The organism is Stenotrophomonas sp. LST15-1-1.1 (genome assembly GCF_040815575.1).
Lineage (GTDB): Bacteria > Pseudomonadota > Gammaproteobacteria > Xanthomonadales > Xanthomonadaceae > Stenotrophomonas > Stenotrophomonas lactitubi_B.
Genome location: NZ_JBFPNJ010000030.1, coordinates 206,143 through 224,747 on the forward strand (window position 1 = coordinate 206,143; position 18,605 = coordinate 224,747).

The 18,605-nt window shown below is 67.3% G+C and carries 17 protein-coding genes; 3 read left to right on the plus strand and 14 right to left on the minus strand.

The window, feature by feature from the left end; translation table 11 throughout:
- Positions 1 to 27: 27 nt before the first annotated feature.
- The 11 genes from MRBLST15_RS15810 to glnA all read right to left on the minus strand — a co-directional run bounded on the left by MRBLST15_RS15810 (position 28) and on the right by glnA (position 12,180).
- Entirely contained in the window at positions 28 to 660 is a 633-nt protein-coding gene (locus tag MRBLST15_RS15810; protein WP_367786690.1) for a superoxide dismutase family protein, read from the minus strand.
- Positions 661 to 693: 33 nt separating this feature from the next.
- Complete coding sequence (locus MRBLST15_RS15815; RefSeq protein ID WP_099819526.1) at positions 694 to 1,263, minus strand: superoxide dismutase family protein; 570 nt, start codon at positions 1,261 to 1,263, stop codon at positions 694 to 696.
- Positions 1,264 to 1,356: 93 nt separating this feature from the next.
- Positions 1,357 to 2,805, minus strand: a complete 1,449-nt coding sequence (gene ntrC, locus MRBLST15_RS15820) for a nitrogen regulation protein NR(I) (protein WP_265952885.1) — start codon at positions 2,803 to 2,805, stop codon at positions 1,357 to 1,359.
- Positions 2,798 to 3,859: a two-component system sensor histidine kinase NtrB gene (locus MRBLST15_RS15825; RefSeq protein ID WP_367786692.1), complete on the minus strand. Its 1,062-nt coding sequence runs from the start codon at positions 3,857 to 3,859 to the stop codon at positions 2,798 to 2,800. Before MRBLST15_RS15825 ends, ntrC begins: the two co-directional genes overlap by 8 nt.
- Positions 3,860 to 3,971: 112 nt before the next feature.
- Positions 3,972 to 6,017: a TonB-dependent receptor gene (locus MRBLST15_RS15830; RefSeq protein WP_367786694.1), complete on the minus strand. Its 2,046-nt coding sequence runs from the start codon at positions 6,015 to 6,017 to the stop codon at positions 3,972 to 3,974.
- A gap of 83 nt (positions 6,018 to 6,100) precedes the next feature.
- Positions 6,101 to 6,403: a hypothetical protein gene (locus MRBLST15_RS15835; RefSeq protein WP_033832709.1), complete on the minus strand. Its 303-nt coding sequence runs from the start codon at positions 6,401 to 6,403 to the stop codon at positions 6,101 to 6,103.
- Between the two features lie 108 nt (positions 6,404 to 6,511).
- Positions 6,512 to 7,669, minus strand: coding sequence for a murein transglycosylase A (locus MRBLST15_RS15840; protein ID WP_367786696.1), 1,158 nt, complete (start codon positions 7,667 to 7,669; stop codon positions 6,512 to 6,514).
- A gap of 70 nt (positions 7,670 to 7,739) precedes the next feature.
- Positions 7,740 to 8,486, minus strand: coding sequence for an N-acetylmuramoyl-L-alanine amidase (locus tag MRBLST15_RS15845; RefSeq protein ID WP_367786698.1), 747 nt, complete (start codon positions 8,484 to 8,486; stop codon positions 7,740 to 7,742).
- Positions 8,487 to 8,629: 143 nt separating this feature from the next.
- The gene (locus tag MRBLST15_RS15850) at positions 8,630 to 10,060 is read right to left on the minus strand and encodes an ammonium transporter (protein WP_367786700.1); all 1,431 of its coding nucleotides are present in this window, start codon (positions 10,058 to 10,060) and stop codon (positions 8,630 to 8,632) included.
- A 22-nt stretch (positions 10,061 to 10,082) separates the two neighbouring features.
- The gene (locus MRBLST15_RS15855; RefSeq protein ID WP_164275288.1) at positions 10,083 to 10,421 is read right to left on the minus strand and encodes a P-II family nitrogen regulator; all 339 of its coding nucleotides are present in this window, start codon (positions 10,419 to 10,421) and stop codon (positions 10,083 to 10,085) included.
- Between the two features lie 349 nt (positions 10,422 to 10,770).
- Positions 10,771 to 12,180: a type I glutamate--ammonia ligase gene (glnA, locus tag MRBLST15_RS15860; protein WP_205406109.1), complete on the minus strand. Its 1,410-nt coding sequence runs from the start codon at positions 12,178 to 12,180 to the stop codon at positions 10,771 to 10,773.
- Between the two features lie 219 nt (positions 12,181 to 12,399).
- Here glnA and MRBLST15_RS15865 point away from each other — a divergent pair, with 219 nt between their 5' ends.
- From MRBLST15_RS15865 to MRBLST15_RS15875, 3 genes are all read left to right on the plus strand, one after another.
- Positions 12,400 to 13,194, plus strand: a complete 795-nt coding sequence (locus MRBLST15_RS15865) for an undecaprenyl-diphosphate phosphatase (protein ID WP_180164621.1) — start codon at positions 12,400 to 12,402, stop codon at positions 13,192 to 13,194.
- Between the two features lie 73 nt (positions 13,195 to 13,267).
- Entirely contained in the window at positions 13,268 to 14,095 is an 828-nt protein-coding gene (locus MRBLST15_RS15870) for an META and DUF4377 domain-containing protein (protein WP_100461799.1), read from the plus strand.
- A 143-nt stretch (positions 14,096 to 14,238) separates the two neighbouring features.
- Positions 14,239 to 14,703: an META domain-containing protein gene (locus MRBLST15_RS15875; protein ID WP_312704913.1), complete on the plus strand. Its 465-nt coding sequence runs from the start codon at positions 14,239 to 14,241 to the stop codon at positions 14,701 to 14,703.
- Positions 14,704 to 14,813: 110 nt separating this feature from the next.
- On the opposite strand, the gene MRBLST15_RS15880 is transcribed toward MRBLST15_RS15875, so the two are convergent.
- From MRBLST15_RS15880 to MRBLST15_RS15890, 3 genes are read right to left on the minus strand one after another with little or no spacing between them, the layout of a single operon-like run.
- Positions 14,814 to 15,425, minus strand: a complete 612-nt coding sequence (locus tag MRBLST15_RS15880; RefSeq protein WP_367786703.1) for a YbhB/YbcL family Raf kinase inhibitor-like protein — start codon at positions 15,423 to 15,425, stop codon at positions 14,814 to 14,816.
- A gap of 10 nt (positions 15,426 to 15,435) precedes the next feature.
- Complete coding sequence (locus tag MRBLST15_RS15885) at positions 15,436 to 17,514, minus strand: tetratricopeptide repeat protein (protein WP_367786705.1); 2,079 nt, start codon at positions 17,512 to 17,514, stop codon at positions 15,436 to 15,438.
- A gap of 56 nt (positions 17,515 to 17,570) precedes the next feature.
- A complete protein-coding gene (locus MRBLST15_RS15890) occupies positions 17,571 to 18,605 on the minus strand; it encodes a YheT family hydrolase (RefSeq protein WP_265952872.1) in 1,035 nt (344 codons plus the stop codon).

Here is an 18,605-nt window from a genome sequence, read left to right on the forward strand (position 1 = left end):
CGGCTTGCGCCGGCGTTTTTTCATTTCTTACGGGGCCTTGCTGATCACCGCGCACGCGAGGCGCGCACCGGCGTTGCCGGTCGGCTGGGTCTTGTAGTCGTCCGCGTCGGCGTGGACGATCAGGCCTCGGCCGATGATGTCGAAATCATCACCCTTGCCGATGTTGACGTTGCTCGACACCGGGCTGTCGATGGTGGCTACACCCTTGTCGTCGGCCTTGATGTTGGGCATGTCACCGCCGTGGTGCGGATCGGTGGCCACGTTGCCGTGGTCCTGCTTGCCCGGGTTGAAGTGGCCGCCGGCGCTCATGCCGTCCGGCGCGCTGCAGTCGCCCTTCTCGTGGATGTGGAAGCCGTGCTCGCTGCCTGGCTTCAGGCCGGTGATCTGGCCGGATGCGTGAACCTTGCCGTCGACCAGCTTGAAGGTGATCGAACCCTTGGTTTCATTGCCCTGGGTCGGTGCCAGTTCGGCAGTGGCCGAGGCATTGGCTGACGGGGCCGCTGCGGTAGCCGGTGCGGTGGCCGGATCGGCCGGTGCTGCCGAACCTTCGGCCGGGGTGGTGGCCGGGGCTTCGGCGGCCGGTGCGGCCGGCTGCTGGTTGCAGGCGGCCAGGCCCAGTGCAGCGATGGCGGCGAACAGCGAAGTGTGGATCAGACGCATGGAAACTCTCCTTGGAAAATGCCGGGGGTGTGATCAGCGGGTTACCCGGATCACGCCGCAGGCGATGCGGACGCCGGCATTGCCGGCGGGCTGGCTGCGATAGTCGTCGGCCCTGGCGTGCACCACCAGCGAACGTCCGGCGATATCCGTGGCGGCACCTCCGCCCAGGGTAACGCCCTTCAGATGCACATCGATGTTGGCGCGGCCCTGTGCATCGGCCTGAAGATTGTCGATGTCACCCAGGTGGTGCTTGCCGCTGCCGGCACGACCGTGCGCGACACCGGCGGGATTGAAGTGGTTGCCGGCGCTGCTGGCGTCCACCGCGCTGCAGTCGCCGCGCTCATGGATGTGGAAACCGGCCTGCTGCATCGGTTGCAGGCCTCCCACCAGACCGGTGAGGTGCACGCCGCCGGGTTCCACCATCAACGCCAGGCGGCCACTGACGATGCTGGCCGAGGCAGGCGCCAGGTTGGCTTCGGCCTGCTTGGCGGTGCTGACCACCGTTGCCGGCGGCGGTGTGGGCTGCGGCTTCTTCGGGGCGCTGCCACAGGCAGACAGGAGCACGGCGGCGGACAGCGGCAGAAGGGCGAAGGACAAACGCATCGAGGACTCCTTGCAGGTAACACTACGGACGGCATCGTCCATGGAGGATCAACAGTTCGGCAAGCGGGTGCGAGGATCGCGTGCAGGCATCGTTCAATGGCCGCCGCGACGGCGACCGGCGCCCAGCTTGCGAGTAAGCGTATTGCGGCCGAGGCCCAGCCGCGCGGCAGCTTCGGCGCGGCGACCGTGGGTGATCTGCAGCGCGGCCTCCAGCAGGGCGTGGTCGACCCGTTCACGTACCTGTGCGTGCAGGCCCTCGGTGCCTTCGGCCAGCTGCCGGCGTGCCCATTCGGACAGCAGCGCTTCCCATTGGCCCGGGTCACCGGCGGCCATGCTGCTGCGCCGGCTGCGGGTGCGGTTGAGCGCGGTATCGACATCGGCCACGCCAATCGTGTCTGCAGCAGCCAGTGCAGCCATGCGCCAGCACACGTTCTCCAGTTCGCGGACGTTGCCCGGCCAGTCGTGCTCGCGCAGCGCCTGCAATGCAGCCGCCGTCAGGCGCTTGGGCGGCGTATCGAGCTTGCGTGCGGCAGCGGCCAGGAACGTGGTGGCCAGCTGCGCGATGTCCTCGCGGCGCTCGCGCAGCGGCGGCAGCTGCAGGCGCACCACATCCAGGCGGTGCAGCAGGTCGGCACGGAATTTTCCCTGCGCGACCAGGCCTTCCAGATCCTGATGAGTAGCGGCGACCACACGCACATCGACGCGGATCAGTTCGCGTCCACCCACACGGAAGAATTCCCCCTGCGCGAGCACACGCAGCAGGCGCGTCTGCAGCGGCAACGGCATGTCGCCGATTTCATCGAGGAACAGAGTGCCGCCGTTGGCCTGTTCGAAGCGGCCGATGTGGCGCCGCTGCGCGCCGGTGAACGCACCCGCCTCGTGACCGAACAGCTCGCTTTCCAGCAGCTCGGCGGGAATCGCGGCGGTGTTCAGCGCGACGAACGGATGCTGCGCACGCGGTGATTCGCGGTGCAGCGCATTGGCCACCAGCTCCTTGCCGGTGCCGGTCTCGCCGATGATCAACACCGCCAGCGGCGCCTGCGCGAGGCGGCCGATGGCGCGGAACAGCGCGCGCATTGGTGGCGTGTCGCCCACCAGCTGCGGTGGCTGGTCGCTGGCTGCTTCTGCAGCCGGAGTGGGCGCGGCCAGCGCTGGCGCCACTGCAGGCAGCACGCGCTGGGCCAGCGCCACCGCGTCGTCCAGGTCGAACGGTTTGGACAGGAACTCGTGCGCGCCGCCGCGGAACGCACCGGCAGTACTGGCGACATCGGTGTAGGCCGACATCACCACCACCGGCAGCTGCGGCAGCGCGGCCTTCAGCTTGTCCAGCAGCACCAGGCCATCGTCGCCGGGCATGCGCACATCGGTGAACAGCAGCGCCGGCGGCGGGCTTTCGGCCAGCGCCTGCAATGCGGGGGCGGCACTGTCGAAGTCGACCACCTGGTAGCCGGCTTCGCGCAGCGCGGTGCACAGCACGAAGCGTACGGCGCGGTCATCATCGACCACCCAGATGCACGGCGCGGACGAGGAAGACTCAGACATCGCGCGGGGCCTCCTCGGCAGCGGCGGTGCCGTTGCCGATGGGCAGCAGCAGGGTGAATACGGTATGGCCCGGACGCGACCGGTAGGTCAGCGTGCCGCGATGTTCGCGCGCGACCTGCTGGGCCAGCGCCAGGCCCAGGCCAGTCCCTTCGGCGCGACCACTGACCAGCGGCAGGAAGAGGTGTTCGGCCAGTTCCTCGGGCACGCCACGACCGTCGTCAGCGATTTCCAGGCGCAATGCCAGGGTGTGCAGTTGTTCGGCAATGCGCACACCGTGTTCAACGCGGGTGCGCAGGGTGATGGTGCCAGCGCCGGCCTGGATGGCATTGCGCACCAGGTTCCATACCGCCTGGGTGAGGCGGTCGGCGTCGCCGTCGAATTCGGGGATGCTGGGGTCGTAGTCGCGCTGCAGGCGCACCGCCCAGCCGGCCTCGTTCTCGGCCAGGCGCAGCACGCGCTCCAACGCGGCGTGGATGTTCAGCGCCGCATGCGGTGCGGCCGGCGCCGGCGACAGCAGCTGCTCCAGCAGACCATTGAGCCGCTCGATCTCCGAACCGATCAGATCGATCAACTCGCGTTCGCCGGCATCGCGCTGCGCCGCGCGGCGGGCCAGCAGCTGTGCGGCGCCCTTCAACCCGGCCAGCGGATTACGCAGCTCATGCGCCAGGCCCTTCAGCGCCGCACTGAGCGCGCTGGGCAGGGCCTGGGTCGGGTCAAGCCCGGGAAACTCATCGACCGGATGCGCCTCCAGCAGCCAGCCGCCATCGTCGCGGCGGCTCATCCAGCCTTCGGCAAAACGCGCCGCCTCGCCGGGCAAGGCCAGCGCCAACCGGTTCAGGCGCAGGCTGTCGCGCTCGTCGCGGGCCAGGAAATGGGCCAGCGCCTCGCCCTGCACTTCCAGCGCGGCCAACGGCTGGCCAAGCAGGCGCCGGCCGCTGACGCCCAGCCAGCGCGCGAAGGCCGGGTTGCAGCCCGCGATGCGGCCATCGGGCCCGGACCAGGCCAGCGGTGTGCCGAGGGCGTCGAGGGACGGCGGAGGTGCGGGGTCGGACATTGCACCAATGTAGTGCAAAAACCGGGGCAAGGGGTCAGCGCCCTTTCCGGTCGGAAAGGGATCTGACCCCTTGCGCGGGTCGAGCAAGCTCGACCACTACCGGCGTTGCGGATTACAGCTTCATGTTGAGCCCAACGAAGACCGCGCGGCCCGGGGCGGGCGAGAACATCGGGCGGGCGCTGTCCCAGAAGAAGCTGTCGTACCACGCGTAGGCATACTCGCGGCCGGTCACGTTCTTCAGCTGCAGGTCCACGCTCCAGGCCGGGGTGATCTGGTACCTGGCGCTGAGGTCGAGCACCGCGAAGCCACCGAACTTGCCCGTGACGTTGCGCTCTTCCAGGTAGTAATCGCCCTGCGCGCGCGCCTGCAGGCCCAGCTGCAGGGCATCGCTGGCCTGGTAGTCCAGGCCGAGGTTGCTGATGTGGCGCGGCGTGGCCGCCACTTCGCGGCCCTGCAGGGACACGCCGGGGGCGCGGTCGTCGCGGGTGATCTTGGCCTCCTGGTAGGCATGCGAAGCCCACAGCGTCCACGCGTCTCCCAACTGCGCGCTGATCTGCGCATCCACACCGCGGCGGCGGGTCTTGCCCAGCGTTACCGTGGTGCCGGTGGCCGGCATGTTGGACACTTCGTTTTCCGCATCCTGCTGCCATACCGCCAGGCGGGCCTGGCTGCCGGCAAAGGGCTGGAATTTCAGGCCCAGCTCCATGCCGGTGTTGGTGGAGGGCTGCATCGGTGCCTGCCCCGGGGTGAGGTAGGCCGGCGCGGTGGAACCGGTCAGCACCTGGAACGTGCGGCCCCAGTTGGCATAGACGTGGGTGTGCTCACCCAGGCTGTGGATGACGCTGAGCTTGGGCTGGCCGATGCTGCCGTACTCCTGCAGACGGCCGGTGGTGCCGTTCATCAGCCGGGTGTGGCCGCTGAAACGGTCCACGCGGTAGGCCGGCACGATCTTCCATGCGTCGGCGGGCTGGTAGATCGCCTGCACGTAGGCGCCCCAGTTGTCGAAGCTGTGGCGGTCGTTGTTCTGCACGCGTGCCGGCGGACGGCTGAAATCGGTGGGTTCGGCGTAGGCGTAGCGCTCGCGGATGTAGCCGTTGTCCTGCTGCTCGTAGTTCAGCCCGCCCTCCACGGTGAGCATGGGGCTGGCCTGCCAGGTGAGCGTGCCGAGCAGGCCGGCCTGGCGCTCGTCCCACAGCCTGCGCTGGCGCGGCAGATTACCGGTGGGCAGGTCGCTGAAGGTCACCCGGCGGTCGTCTTCATAGCGGTTGTAGTACAGCCGCGTGCCGAAGGTGACCGCGTCGCTGAGCTTCATGTCCAGGTGCGCGGCGAACTGGCGCATGTCGCGGTCATCGCCGTCATTGGCGTTGCGCAGGTCGCTGTGGCGGCGGCCGGCGTGCAGCTCTTCGGCTGTCATGAAGCCGGGTTCGTCGGCCTCATGGTGGTAGGCGCGCGCGGTCAGGCCGATGCGCAGCCCGTCCTCCAGCGAACCGAAGAACCACTTGCCGCCCAACGAGTATTTCTTCGAGCTGTCGTGGTCGCGGTAGCCGTCGCTGGCCTGGGTACCGACGAAGTAGTTCTGCGCGAAGCCGTGGGCTTCGCGGCCCACCGCCAGCTGTGCATCGCGGGTGTTGTAGCTGCCGTAGGCCAGGCGCGCGTCGGTGTAGGTGCCGCCCTGGCGCGTACCGAAGTTCACGTTGCCACCGATGTTGTGCAGGCCGTAGCGCGGGTCGTTGGTACCGCGTACCACTTCGATGTAGCTGATTTCCAGCGGAAACAGCATGTCGATGAAGCGCTGGTTGCCACTGTTGACGTTGCTGGGGATACCGTCGATCAGCGTCTTGATGGCATTGAGGTAGCCCTCGCCGTTGAAGGCGCGGAAGCTGACCTTGCCCGACTCGGCGCCCTGCCGGGTTTCGGTCAGCTGGATGCCGGGCATCTGCCCGAGCAGTTCCCAGCTGTGCGACACATTGCGGCTTTCGATCTGGTCCGCGCCCAGCACGTCCACCGAGGTCAGCACCTGGTGCGCGCTCAGTTGTCCCTCGCTGTGCTGGTGCACATCGACCTTGCCCAGGGTGAGCGCGGCGTCGGCGGACTGGGCGAATGCTTCAGGGGCGAACGGGGCGGCCGCGAGCGCGGCCACCAGCGTGGGAGTCTTCATCGGGAGGCGGGTGCGAGGCTGGAAATGAAACTTTATAACATTTCGATCCCGCCAGCCATCCGATGACTGCAGGTCCCTCGACCTTAGACGGGGTAGCCGGTGGCTTCCCGGGCCTTCTTCCAAGCGATCTCAAACTCGCGCGCGCTGATCTCGTCGTCTTCGTCGAAATCCATGAACGACACCGGCTGGTCAGCCAGCACGAAACGGTCATCGCTCTGGCCGGTTTCATCGGCCCACACGACCTTGGCCCCGTAGATTTCCACCTGGCGCACGATCTTCTCGCCACGGGCTTCCATCAGCACGTTGCCCTTGCCCAGGCCCGATTCGGCCCAGTGCTTGTAATACTTCTTGGTGTTGGATTTTGCGTTGTTCTTTGCGTATTTCATTGCGTTTGTCCTGGCCGCAGGTGCGGTCGGAGAGATCGGAAGGGCGCCATTATCAGGCATATGGGGTCAGATCCCTTTCCTGCGGAAGGGGATCTGACCCCTGCTGACCTACTGCGGCAACGCCACGCCCTTCGGCCACAGCATCCAGATCCTGCCCTGCTGCTTCATGTCGCCGGCCAGCTTGCCGGCGGCATCGCCACTGCCCCAGTACAGGTCGGCGCGCACCTCACCGGCAATGGCACCACCGGTATCCTGCGCGGCCACCGGGCGCACCACCGGCGTGCCGTCCGGGCGCGTGGTCGACAGCCACAGCAGGCTGCCCAGCGGCACCACGGTGCGGTCCACCGCCACGCTGTAGCCGGCAGTCAGCGGCACGTTCAATGAACCGCGCGGGCCTTCCGGGCTGTCCGCGCTGCGCACGAAGAACACGTAGCTGGGATTGCTGCGCAGCAGCTCCGGTACGCGTGCCGGATGTGCTTTCGCCCATGCGCGGATCGCGTCCATGGTCACGTCTTCCTTCTTCAGCTCGCCCTGCTCCACCAGCCAGCGGCCGATCGCGCGATAGGGATGGCCGTTCTGCTCGGCATAGGCCAGCCGCACCTGCTTGCCATCGGCTAGGCGCACGCGGCCCGAGCCCTGGATCTGCAGCAGCTGCAGGTCCATCGGATCGGTCAGCCAGGCCAGCACCGGCGCCTTGGCGCCTTTGGTCGCAATGCTGCCGGCATCGTCGTAGGGCTTCAGCACCTTGCCCTCCACGCGGCCGCGCAGGCGCTTGCCCTTCAATTCGGGATAGACACTCTCCAGCTGCACCACCACCAGATCATCGGGTGTGCCGTACACCGGCACGGTGGCGGTGTCGGTGCGGGTGAGGCTGCCCGGATAGATGGGTTCGTAGTAGCCGGTGATCAGGCCGTCTGCACGATGGCCGCCGGCGCGCAGGGAATAGACATCGAGATCGCGCTGCAGGAATGCGCGGATCGCGCTGGCGTCCTTGTCGGACACGGTGCTGGCGGTCGCGCAGGGTTTTGCCCAGATCGCATCGTTCTTCAACCGGGTGCAGCTGCTGCGCCAGGCGGTGAAGCCGGCCTGCAGGTCGGTATCGGATACGGCCGGCAACGTGTTCCAGTCGACCTTGGCATAGGTAGCGGCAGGCTTTACTGCAGCGGGCGCTTCAGGACGGGTGCCGGTGGTGGAACAGCCGGCAAGCAATGCCACGGCCAGCAACGGCCAACGCATACGTACGAACGACGGGAGGAAATCAGTCATGCCGCCATGGTGTAGTGCCGCCCGCTGGCCGGCAACCACGCGTCCTGTCGACGTTCAGCCGAGGGCCCGGTCATGGGGTCTGCAGCAGCAGCGAATGCAGGATGCGCGCGTCTTCGGCGTCGAGTGTTTTCGGCAGGGTATCGCTGCCACGGAAGCGGCGGTGGAACGCGGCGACGGCGGCCTCACGGTTGTCCAGCGGATAACCGAAGCGTGCCAGCGCGGCCCATGCGTCGAAGCCTTCCGGCGCAGCCCCATCGGCAGGGCGCGGCCACACGCCGAAACCGGCTTCGGCCAACTGTTGCCACGGGAAGAAGCGGCTGGGATCTTCCTTGCGCGTCGGCGCCAGGTCGGCGTGGCCGATCACCTGCCGCGGTGGGATGTTCAGGCGTTCAGTGAGATCGCGCAGCAGCACGATCAGCGATTCGATCTGCGCGGGGCTGAAGGGCGTACGACCGTCATTGTCCAGCTCGATGCCGATGGACGCGGAGTTGAGGTCGGTGATGGTGCCCCAGCGCCCGGAACCGGCATGCCAGGCGCGGCGTTCATCGGCCACCAGCTGGTAGCGATGGCCATCGGCGCCGATCAGATAGTGCGCACTGACCCGTCCGCCGCTGTTGGCGGTACGCAGCGTGTGCAGGCTCTGCTGCACCGATTTCTGCTCGGTGTGGTGGATGACGATGATGACCGGCGTGCGCGCGTTCTGGTTCGGCGACGGCACCCAGGTGGCAAGCGGGTTGCGGATTTCCTGCGGCGTGGAAGCACAGGCGGCCAGCAGCAGGCAGACCGAGAGCATCAGGGAGGTGCGGATCGGGTGCATGTCCTGATTGTGCGCGATAAGCGCGGGCGATGCAGTAGCGCCACGCCATGCGTGGCTGGGCCCACCGATGTGCCAAGCAAGCTTCGCACCTACCAGAGCAGGTGCAGTGCCGACCAACGGTCGGCACCCACCATGTAGATGCATCAGGCCTCGTAGGCCGATTCACCGTGCGAGGTCACATCCAGGCCGGTACGCTCGGCCTCCTCGGTCACGCGCAGGCCGACGACCACCTTGACCAGCAGCAGGATGGCCGCGGTCACCACGGCCGACCAGACCACGGTGAGGCCGACGCTGACCACCTGCACCCACACCTGGTGGCCGATATCCAGATTGGCCTTGGTGCCGCCCAGCGACTGCGCGCTGAACACACCGGTGAGGATCGCGCCGACGATGCCGCCCACGCCATGCACACCGAACACGTCGGCGGTGTCGTCCACCTTCAGCAGACGCTTGAGGCCGGTCACGCCCCACACGCAGACCACGCCGGCCACCAGGCCGATGACGATCGCGCCGAGCGGGCCGACGGTACCGCACGCCGGGGTGATGCCGACCAGGCCTGCCACTGCGCCCGAGGCCGCGCCCAGTGCCGACGGCTTGCCCTTGCTGATCGCTTCAACCAGCGTCCAGCCCAGCACCGCTGCAGCAGTGGCCAGCACAGTGTTGAGGAAGGCCAGCGAGGCAACCGTGTCGGCGGCGGCGGCGGAACCGGCATTGAAGCCGAACCAGCCGACCCACAGCAGCATCGCGCCGATATAGGTGAACGGCACGTTGTGCGGCTTCAACGCGGTCTGCCCGTAGCCCAGGCGCTTGCCGACGAACCATGCAGCCACCAGACCGGCTACGCCGGCGTTGATGTGCACCACGGTGCCACCAGCGAAATCGATCGCGCCCATTTCACCCAGGTAACCACCACCCCAGACGATGTGCGCCATCGGGATGTAGCTGAGGGTGAACCACAGCGCCGAGAACAGCAGCACCGCGCGGAACTTGATGCGCTCGGCGAAGGCACCGACGATCAGCGCGGTGGTGATGCCGGCGAAGGTCGACTGGAAGGCGACGAACAGGTAATCCGGCAGTCCCTTGATCGGCGTGTTGCCCACCGACTCCGGGGTGAAGCCCTTGAGGAAGGCGAATTCGGTGAACGAGCCGAAGAACGGATTGCCGGCGCTGAACACTGCGCTGTAGCCATAGGCCACCCACAACAGCAGCACCAGCGAGAACACCACCAGGATCTGGCTGAGCACCGAAAGCACGTTCTTCGAGCGCACCAGGCCGCCGTAGAACAGGGCCAGGCCCGGCACCACCATCAGCAGCACCAGCAGGGTGGAGGTGAGCATCCAGGCGACGTCGCCATGGTCATAGGCGGGCGCAGCCACCGCTTCGGCAGCAGCCGGCGCAGCGGCAGTCGGGTCCTGCAGGGGCTCGACGGCCACGGCCTCGCTCTGCAGCGGCGTGACCTGGGCCTGGGCATGTGCATTGCCTGGCCAGATACCGGCGGCCAGCGCGCTGAGCAGCATCAGCAGGCACACCAGATGGAACCGGGCTTGCCACCCGGTGAGAAGGCGCATCTTCATGGGGGAGTCTCCGGAAGGGGGTTTACAGCGCGTCGGCGCCGATTTCGCCGGTGCGGATGCGGATGACCTGCTCGACAGCGGTCACGAAGATCTTGCCGTCGCCGATCTTGCCGGTGCCGGCAGACGACTGGATCGCTTCGATCACTGCCTCGGCACGCTCGTCGGTGACGACGGTTTCGATCTTGATCTTGGGCAGGAAGTCGACAACGTACTCGGCACCGCGATACAGCTCGGTGTGGCCCTTCTGGCGGCCGAAGCCTTTCACTTCGGTCACGGTGATGCCCGACACGCCGGCATCGGACAGGGCCTCGCGGACCTCGTCGAGCTTGAACGGTCGGATGATGGCGGAGATCAGTTTCATGCGCATGTCCCGATGGTGGATGGGGCCAGCGCGCCAACGCGCGATGGCATCAGGCAACCACGGGCCATCGTGGTGATGGCCGTGGCTGTTGCACCGGACACGAACCGGGCCGGGACAGCCGTGCCTCTCTCCTTGCACGGCCGACGCGGGAGGGAGGGCGGCCCATGTCGCGTATCCGGTCTCTCTCTTGCCCCTGGATCAGGGGTCCTTGGCGTGGGGTCAGAGCCCTTTCATGCATGAAAGGGATCCGACCCCGTGCAACGACCCCGATCTGACCGCGGCTCCCCAGCCGCGAAGACGGATGCGATGGCGGCAGGAGGGAGGGGGTACCCACCGCCATCGCAACCGGTCAGCTGGCGTAGTACAACTGGTATTCCAGCGGGTGGGTCGCCGCGCGGAACTTGGTCACTTCCTGCATCTTCAGCGCGATGTAGCCGTCGATGAAGTCATCGCTCATCACGCCACCGGCCTTGAGGAACTCACGGTCCTTGTCCAGCGCTTCCAGGGCCTGGTCCAGCGAAGAGCAGACCTGCGGAATCAGCTTCTCTTCTTCCGGCGGCAGGTCGTACAGATCCTTGTCGCTCGGTGCGCCCGGGTCGATCTGGTTCTTGATGCCGTCCAGGCCGGCCATCATCAGCGCGGTGAAGGTCAGGTAGCCCGACTGGATCGGATCGGGGAAGCGCATTTCAATGCGACGCGCCTTCGGGTTGGACACCCACGGAATGCGGCACGAGGCCGAACGGTTGCGCGCCGAGTAGGCCAGCATCACCGGGGCTTCGAAGCCCGGCACCAGGCGCTTGTAGCTGTTGGTACCCGAGTTGGCAAAGGCGTTGATCGCCTTGGCATGCTTGAAGATGCCGCCGATGTACCACAGCGCCATCTGGCTCAGGCCACCGTAGCCGTCACCGGAGAACAGGTTGGTGCCGCCCTTGGACAGCGACTGGTGCACGTGCATGCCGCTGCCGTTGTCGCCGACGATCGGCTTGGGCATGAAGGTGACGGTCTTGCCGTTGCGGTGGGCGACGTTCTTGATGACGTACTTCATCCGCAGCAGTTCGTCGGCCTTCTGCACCAGGGTGCTGAACTTGGTGCCGATCTCGCACTGGCCGGCGGTGGCCACTTCGTGGTGCTGCACTTCCACTTCGATGCCGACCTGTTCCAGGGTCTTGCACATCTCCGCACGCAGGTCGTGCAGGGTGTCGGTCGGCGGAACGGGGAAATAACCGCCCTTCACGCCCGGACGGTAGCCGCTGTTGGCGCCGTCGTACTTGGCGCCGCTGTTCCACGCCGCTTCTTCCGAGTCGACCTTGAAGAAGGTGTTGCCCATTTCATTGGCGAAACGCACCGAGTCGAAGATGAAGAACTCCGGCTCCGGGCCGAAGAACGCGGTTTCGGCGATGCCCGAGGACTTCAGGTAGGACTCGGCGCGCTTGGCGATGCCGCGCGGGCAACGGCCATACGGCTGCATGGTGGCCGGGTCGAGGATGTCGCAGCTGATCACGATGGTCGGATCGGCGTAGAACGGGTCGACGTAGGCGCTGGCGGTGTCCGGCAGCAGCACCATGTCCGACTCGTTGATGCCCTTCCAGCCGGCGATCGAGCTGCCATCGAACATCTTGCCTTCTTCAAACAGCGACGGCTCGACGATGCTGACCGGGAAGGTCACATGCTGTTCGACACCACGCATGTCGACGAAGCGCAGATCGACGAACTCGATCTGGTTGTCCTTGATCAGCTTCTCTACGGTTTCCACAGACATCGGTACGACCTCGGATGGGAATGAATGCCTGCTGAGGTACAGCAATGACCGTGCCAACTTTTTGGCCTTCACAAGTCGTTGATTTCAAAGCGACCGCCCCAGCGAGGTGCAGAACCATGCGCACCAAACGGGTGCACCGATGACCAGACGCACCCGTTTGGTGCAGCGTGGATCGTCTATTCTTTCGAGCTTCTTCCGCCGCCCGCGCCCGCACCGTCCATGTCTGATCTGCTCTCCGCCCTGCTGCTGGGCATCCTCGAAGGCTTGACCGAATTCCTGCCGATCTCCAGCACCGGCCACCTGCTGATCGCCCAGCACTGGTTGGGCGCGCGATCGGACTTCTTCAACATCATCATCCAGGCCGGTGCGATCCTGGCCGTGGTGCTGGTGTTCCGCCAGCGCCTGCTGCAGCTGGCCACCGGCTTCGGCCAGCGCGAGAACCGCGAGTACGTGTTCAAGCTCGGCGCGGCCTTCCTGGTAACCGCCGTGGTCGGCCTGGTGGTGCGCAAGGCTGGCTGGTCGCTGCCGGAAACCGTCAGCCCGGTGGCCTGGGCGCTGATCATCGGCGGCATCTGGATGCTGCTGGTTGAGGCCTATACCGCGCGCCTGCCCGACCGCGACCAGGTGACCTGGACGGTGGCCATCGGCGTCGGCCTGGCGCAGGTGGTGGCCGGTGTGTTCCCCGGCACCTCGCGCTCGGCCTCGGCGATCTTCCTGGCCATGCTGCTGGGCCTGAGCCGCCGCGCGGCCGCCGCCGAGTTCGTGTTCCTGGTCGGCATCCCCACCATGTTCGCCGCCAGCGCCTACACCTTCCTGGAACTGGCCAAGGAAGGAAACCTGGCCAGCGAGAACTGGACCGACGTCGGCGTCGCCTTCGTTGCCGCTGCCATCACCGGCTTCGTCGTAGTGAAGTGGCTGATGGGCTACATCAAGTCGCACCGCTTCACGGCCTTCGCGATTTACCGCATCGCCCTGGGCGCTGCGTTGCTGCTGTGGTTGCCGTCAGGCAGCTGAACAGCGCCGGGGCACGGTAACCCCGTTGCCGGCCCCGATCCGTTTCCCCCTCGGTTCCCCAAGGAGAATCACCATGAACCGCAAGCTCACCCTGCTCCTCCCGCTGGCCCTGCTGGCCGCCTGCAGCCAGACCCCCGCCCCGGCCGGTACCGGTGGTGACGACCTGGCCCCGGCGGCAGCCAAGGCCGGCGACCAGAAGGCGCTGGCACACCTGGATGCGCAGCGCCTGCAGAGCCAGCACTGGCTGCTGCAGCAGGCTACCGCGGCCGACGGCAAGCGCATCGATGCGCTGTTCGCCCGCGAAGACAAGCCGGTCACCCTGGACTTCGCTGATGGCCGCCTGTCGGTCAGCAACACCTGCAACCGCATGGGCGGCGGCTACACCCTGGCCGACGGCAAGCTGAGCGTCAGCGCGATGGCCTCGACCATGATGGCCTGCACCGACAAGGCGCTGATGGCGCTGGACGAAGCCGTCTCCAGCCGTCTGCAGGGCGAACTGAAGGCCGAACAGGACGCCAACGGCGTGCTGACCCTGACCACCGCCAAGGGCGACGTGCTGGTGTTCAACCCGGAACCGACCGCTGAAACCCGTTATGGCGGCGCCGGCGAGACCGTGTTCCTGGAAGTGGCGGCGAAGACCGAGAAGTGCTCGCACCCGCTGATCCCGGATTACCAGTGCCTGCAGGTGCGCGAAGTGAAGTTCGACGACAAGGGCCTGAAGCAGGGTGAGCCGGGCAAGTTCGAGAACTTCTACGGCAGCATCGAGGGTTACACCCACGAAGACGGCGTGCGCAACGTGGTGCGCGTGAAGCGCTACGAAGTGAAGAACCCGCCGGCCGATGCGCCGTCGCAGGCGTACGTGCTGGACATGGTGGTCGAGTCAGCCATCGAGAAGAAGTAAGAAAACAGAAGGGCGGCCGCGAGGTCGCCCTTCTTCGTTGTGGATAGTGCCGGCCGCTGGCCGGCAGCTGCACACAGCTCCGGCGACCTACGGAACATGCCGGCCAGCGGCCGGCACTACCCCTATGCATCAGGGAGACCGACATGAAAAGGACGTACATGCTCGCACTGGCCTTGCTGGCCATCGGTGCTGGCAGCAATGCACACGCCGCCAGCACACCCACCACCGAGCAGCTTGAAGCCCGTCTGTGGCAGCTCGCGCGCGCCACCGACGCGCAGGGCAAGCGGATCGACGCGCTGTTCGTCAGGGGCCGGCAGCCGTACACCCTGCGCTTCCAACCCGGCTACATGAGCGAGTTGAACCTGTGCAACCAGGCCAGCAGTCATTACCGCCTGCAGGACGACCGGCTGATCCTGGAGAACGGCATCCAGACCACCGCGCTGTGCATCAATCCCAAGGTGGATGCGCAGGAACGGCGAGCCGAAACGCTGTTTCACGGTCGCGATACCGCACCGACCCTCGCGCTGGACGATACCGGTGCGTTGGTCGTGCGCAATGCCAAGGGCGAAGTGCTGGTGTTCAAACCCGCGCCGCTGCCGGTGAAATGAAAAGGGCGGCCTTGGGCCGCCCTTCCTCGTTGACGGGTAGAGCCGGTCACTGGCCGGCTGCCACATACAGCGGATGCCGGCCAGCGGCCGGCACTCCCTGATGCCTGGCCTCAGGCCAACGCCGGGTTCAACGTGTAGGTGCCGTGCAGCGCCGCTTCGGCCAGTACGTGGCCGTGCATGGCACGGTACGCATCGGCGGCGGTGAAGCGCTCGGGCAGCGGCAGCGCGGCCACGTCCAGCGCGAACACGCGGAAGAAGTAGCGGTGCACGCGCTCGTCGTTGAACGGTGGGTACGGGCCGTCGTAGCCCAGGTAGTCACCGGCCATGTCCGGATTGCCGGCGAACCAGCCGGTGAAATCGTTCAGGCCCTGACGGCTGCCGGCCGGGCCGGCCGGCGCGGTCTTGCCCTTCACCACGAAGCCATCGCTGCAGCTGCCCGCGGCGATCTCCTGCACCGAGGCCGGGATGTCAGCCATCACCCAGTGCACGAAATCGCCGCGCGGCTGATCGCGCGGCACGCGCATGTCATCGCGGCCGACCGTCTCCGGCACCGTCGGTACGTCCGGGTCCACGCACACCAGCAGGAACGAACGGGTGCCGTCGGGCGCGCCGCTCCAGGCCAGGTGCGGGTTGCGGTCGGGGGCGAAGCCGTTGGCATCGCCGGCGGCGAACTCACGGTCGATAGGCGCAGCGTTGACCAGGCTGTGACTGCTCAGTTGCATCTGATGCTCCTCACTCTTCCGGGTAACCCAATCGCACTGCGACCGGGGTGAGCTGGGCGAAGGCGGCGCCCATCACGTCGCGATACCTGCGCCAGTGGCCGGCGGGCAGACGCGGTGCGCCCAACTGTGCAGCCGGCGGCATCGGACGGCCGAACACGCGGCCCAGCAGATCGGCCATCGCATGTGCATCGTTGCCGATGTCATCGATGCGCAGCAGCACGTGCGGATACAGATCCTCTTCGTGCAGCGCGGCAATCTGGGTCAGCGAGCGCACCAGCCACTGGCTGGCTTCGGCCATCGAGGTCATCGCCAGCGGTGCGGCGGCGCCATAGGCAATCCAGTCCAGCAGCATGTCGCGCGGGTCGCGCAGCACCAGCAGCAGGCGGCCCTGCGGCAACTGCGGGCGCAATGCCCACAACAGCGCGTTGTCCCACCACAGCAGCCAGTCGATCACGGTGTCGCTTTCCAGGCCGCGGGCCGGCAGGTGTTCGCGCCAGCGCTCGACCAGGCGTTCCGGGCTCAGCACGCCCGACGCCAGGTCCTGCAGCGTGTTGTAGTTCTGGAAGGCATCGTCGGGTGGATTGGCGGTGTAACGATCGCTGCGCAGTACCGGGCTGGCAGCGGCCAGGCCGGTTGCCACCCGCTCCACGCCCGAACCCGGCGCGCCCCACAGGAAGATCGGAGCCGAGCCGCTGTCGCGCGTTGCCTCGTCGATGCTGGCCATCTCCGGCCAGCTCGGCGGTGCCTTGGCCTGCGGCGGCAGCGGCAACCGCTGCGAGGCCTGGTCGGTCTGCAGCGCCATCCACGTACGCAGCGCTTCTTCCGGCTGCCCGGCGCGATCCTGGATTTCGCCCAGCCAGGTGCGCAGGTCGGCGCGGTGTGCCTCCGGTGCCTGTGCGATCAAGGCCTGCACGCGCTCCACGGCGGCGGCCGGGTCACGCTGCAGCAGCCCTTCGACGCGGCGGCTCTCACCGCTGACGCGGCCCGGTTCCAGGGTGGTGATGCGTTCGGCGATGGCTTCGCCCTGCTCGTGCTCGCCGGCCATGTCATGCAGGCGCATGCGCGCTTCCAGCGCAGGCAGGTGGCCGGGCATGGCTGCCATCCAGCGCTCCACGGCGGCCACGGCGCCGGCACTGCCGACGTCTTCCACGGCCAGTCGGGCCAGCCACAGGTCATGCAGCTGGTCATTGCTTTCCAGCGCCTCATCCAGGCGTGCGCGGGCTTCATCTTCGCGGCCCAGGCGCTGCCAGGACATCAACAGCAGCTGCAGCACCTGGCGATCACCCTGCAGCGATTGCAGCAGCGGCAGCAGGTGTTCCAGCGCCTGCAGCGGCTGGCCACTGCGCAGTGCCAGTTCGCCGGCCAGGCGGCGCATCGGCGGCACGTCCAGCTCCGGCTGCTGCAACGCCTGCTGCATTGCCTCGGCGGCGGCATCGACGTTGCCCTGGCGCAATGCCAGCTGCACCACCATGCCGTGCAGCGAGGACATCTTCGGATTCAACGCCAGCACGCGACGGAACGCCTGCTCGGCGAACGCCAGCATCTCCTTGCCCATATAGGCGAAGCCCAGTGCGTACAGCACCCGGGTATCGTCCGGCAGCGCCTGGCTGGCCGCCGACAGCAGGGCCAGCGCACGGTCGGCGTCGCCGCGGCGCAGCGCGACCATGCCATCGATGGTCAGCAGTTCCGGATGGTCCGGCTCCAGCCGCGAGGCCAGGGTCGACAGCCGCTGGGCCTCGTCGAAATCATTGCGGCCCACCGCCAGGTGCGCCTGCATCAGGTAGGCGGGGAAAGCGTTGGGGTCCAGCCCGGTGGTGCGCAGCAGGGCTTCATCGGCGCCGTCGAACTGGCGCAGTGCCAGCAGCAGGCCGGCGTGCTGCAGGTGCAGCTGGGCATCATCGGGCGCCAGCTGCAGCGCCTGCTGCAACGCCTCCATCGCGGCCTCGGCCTGGCCCTGCTGCTGCAGCGCAAGCGCCAGCCAGCGGTGGGCCTCGGCCTTGCCGGGTTCGTCACGGGTCCACGCCTGGGCCAGCTGCACGGCCTGGCCGGCATCGTTCTGGCGCAACGCTTGGAGGATCTGGTCTTGCATGGCCGTCCGGTTCAAGGTCAAACCCGCATTGTAGCGGGCCGCGCGCCGGTGCCGGTTCAGCCCGGCAGGACCCGCCGCAGGCGCTGTGCGACCCAGCGTTCGGAGAAGCCATCGCCGCGCCAGTTTTCCAGGAACCCACAGTGGCCGCCCCAGCAGGCGGTTTCCAGCCGCGCCTGCTGCGGCAGCTGCCAATCGCGGAAGGTCGCGTAGGGGATCACCGGATCGTCCTGCGCCATCAGGATGTCAGCGGGCACCTGCAGCGTGGACAGGCGGTCGCCGGCGATGGAATAACCATCGAAATAGGCCTGCAGCGAACCAAACGTGGTGTGCCGCTCGACCAGCCAGGCGGTCAGCGAACGGATGTCCATGTTCAGCACGCGGTCGTCGCAATCGCTCAGTTCGGGGAACAGATCGCGCTTGCGACGCAGCGAGCCGGCCCACTTGCGGCGGAAATACCAGTCGTACATCGCCGGGCCGTTCTCGATGTTCTCCATGGTCAGCCCCGGATCGAGCACCGGGCAGACCGCGGCCACATGCTGCAGCGGCACACCGGCGGCCGGCGCGCGCAGGGCCAGCCGCAGCACGAAGTTGCCACCCAGCGAATAGCCGGCCGCAACCATCGGCAGATCAGGCCAGCGCTGGGCGACATCGCCCGCGGCATGCACCACTTCGTCGATGAGGTTGGAGTGGAAGATGCCGGGATTGAGGTGATGGGTATTGCCGTGGTCGCGGAAGTTCAGCCGCACCACGTCGAACCCCTGCTCCAGCATGCGGGCAGCGGCCATGCGCATGTAGCTCGATTCGGCGCTGCCTTCCCAGCCGTGCAGCAGCAGGGCGATGCCGCGCGGTTCGCGCCCTTCGACATGGCTGTGCCAGCCCTGCAGGCGCACCCCCTCGCCACCATCGAGGATCAGCTCCTCGCTGACCGCGCCGGTGGCGGCCAGCAGCAGCAGGCCGCGCTGCAGGCGCATGCGGCTGGAGCTGAGCATCGACTGCAGGTGCGGATTGCGCAGCCAGCGCGGCGGCTGATAGTCGGACGCGGTAAGCATCGGCGCATCAGCGTCGAGGGTCGGTGGCGGAAACACGGCCAC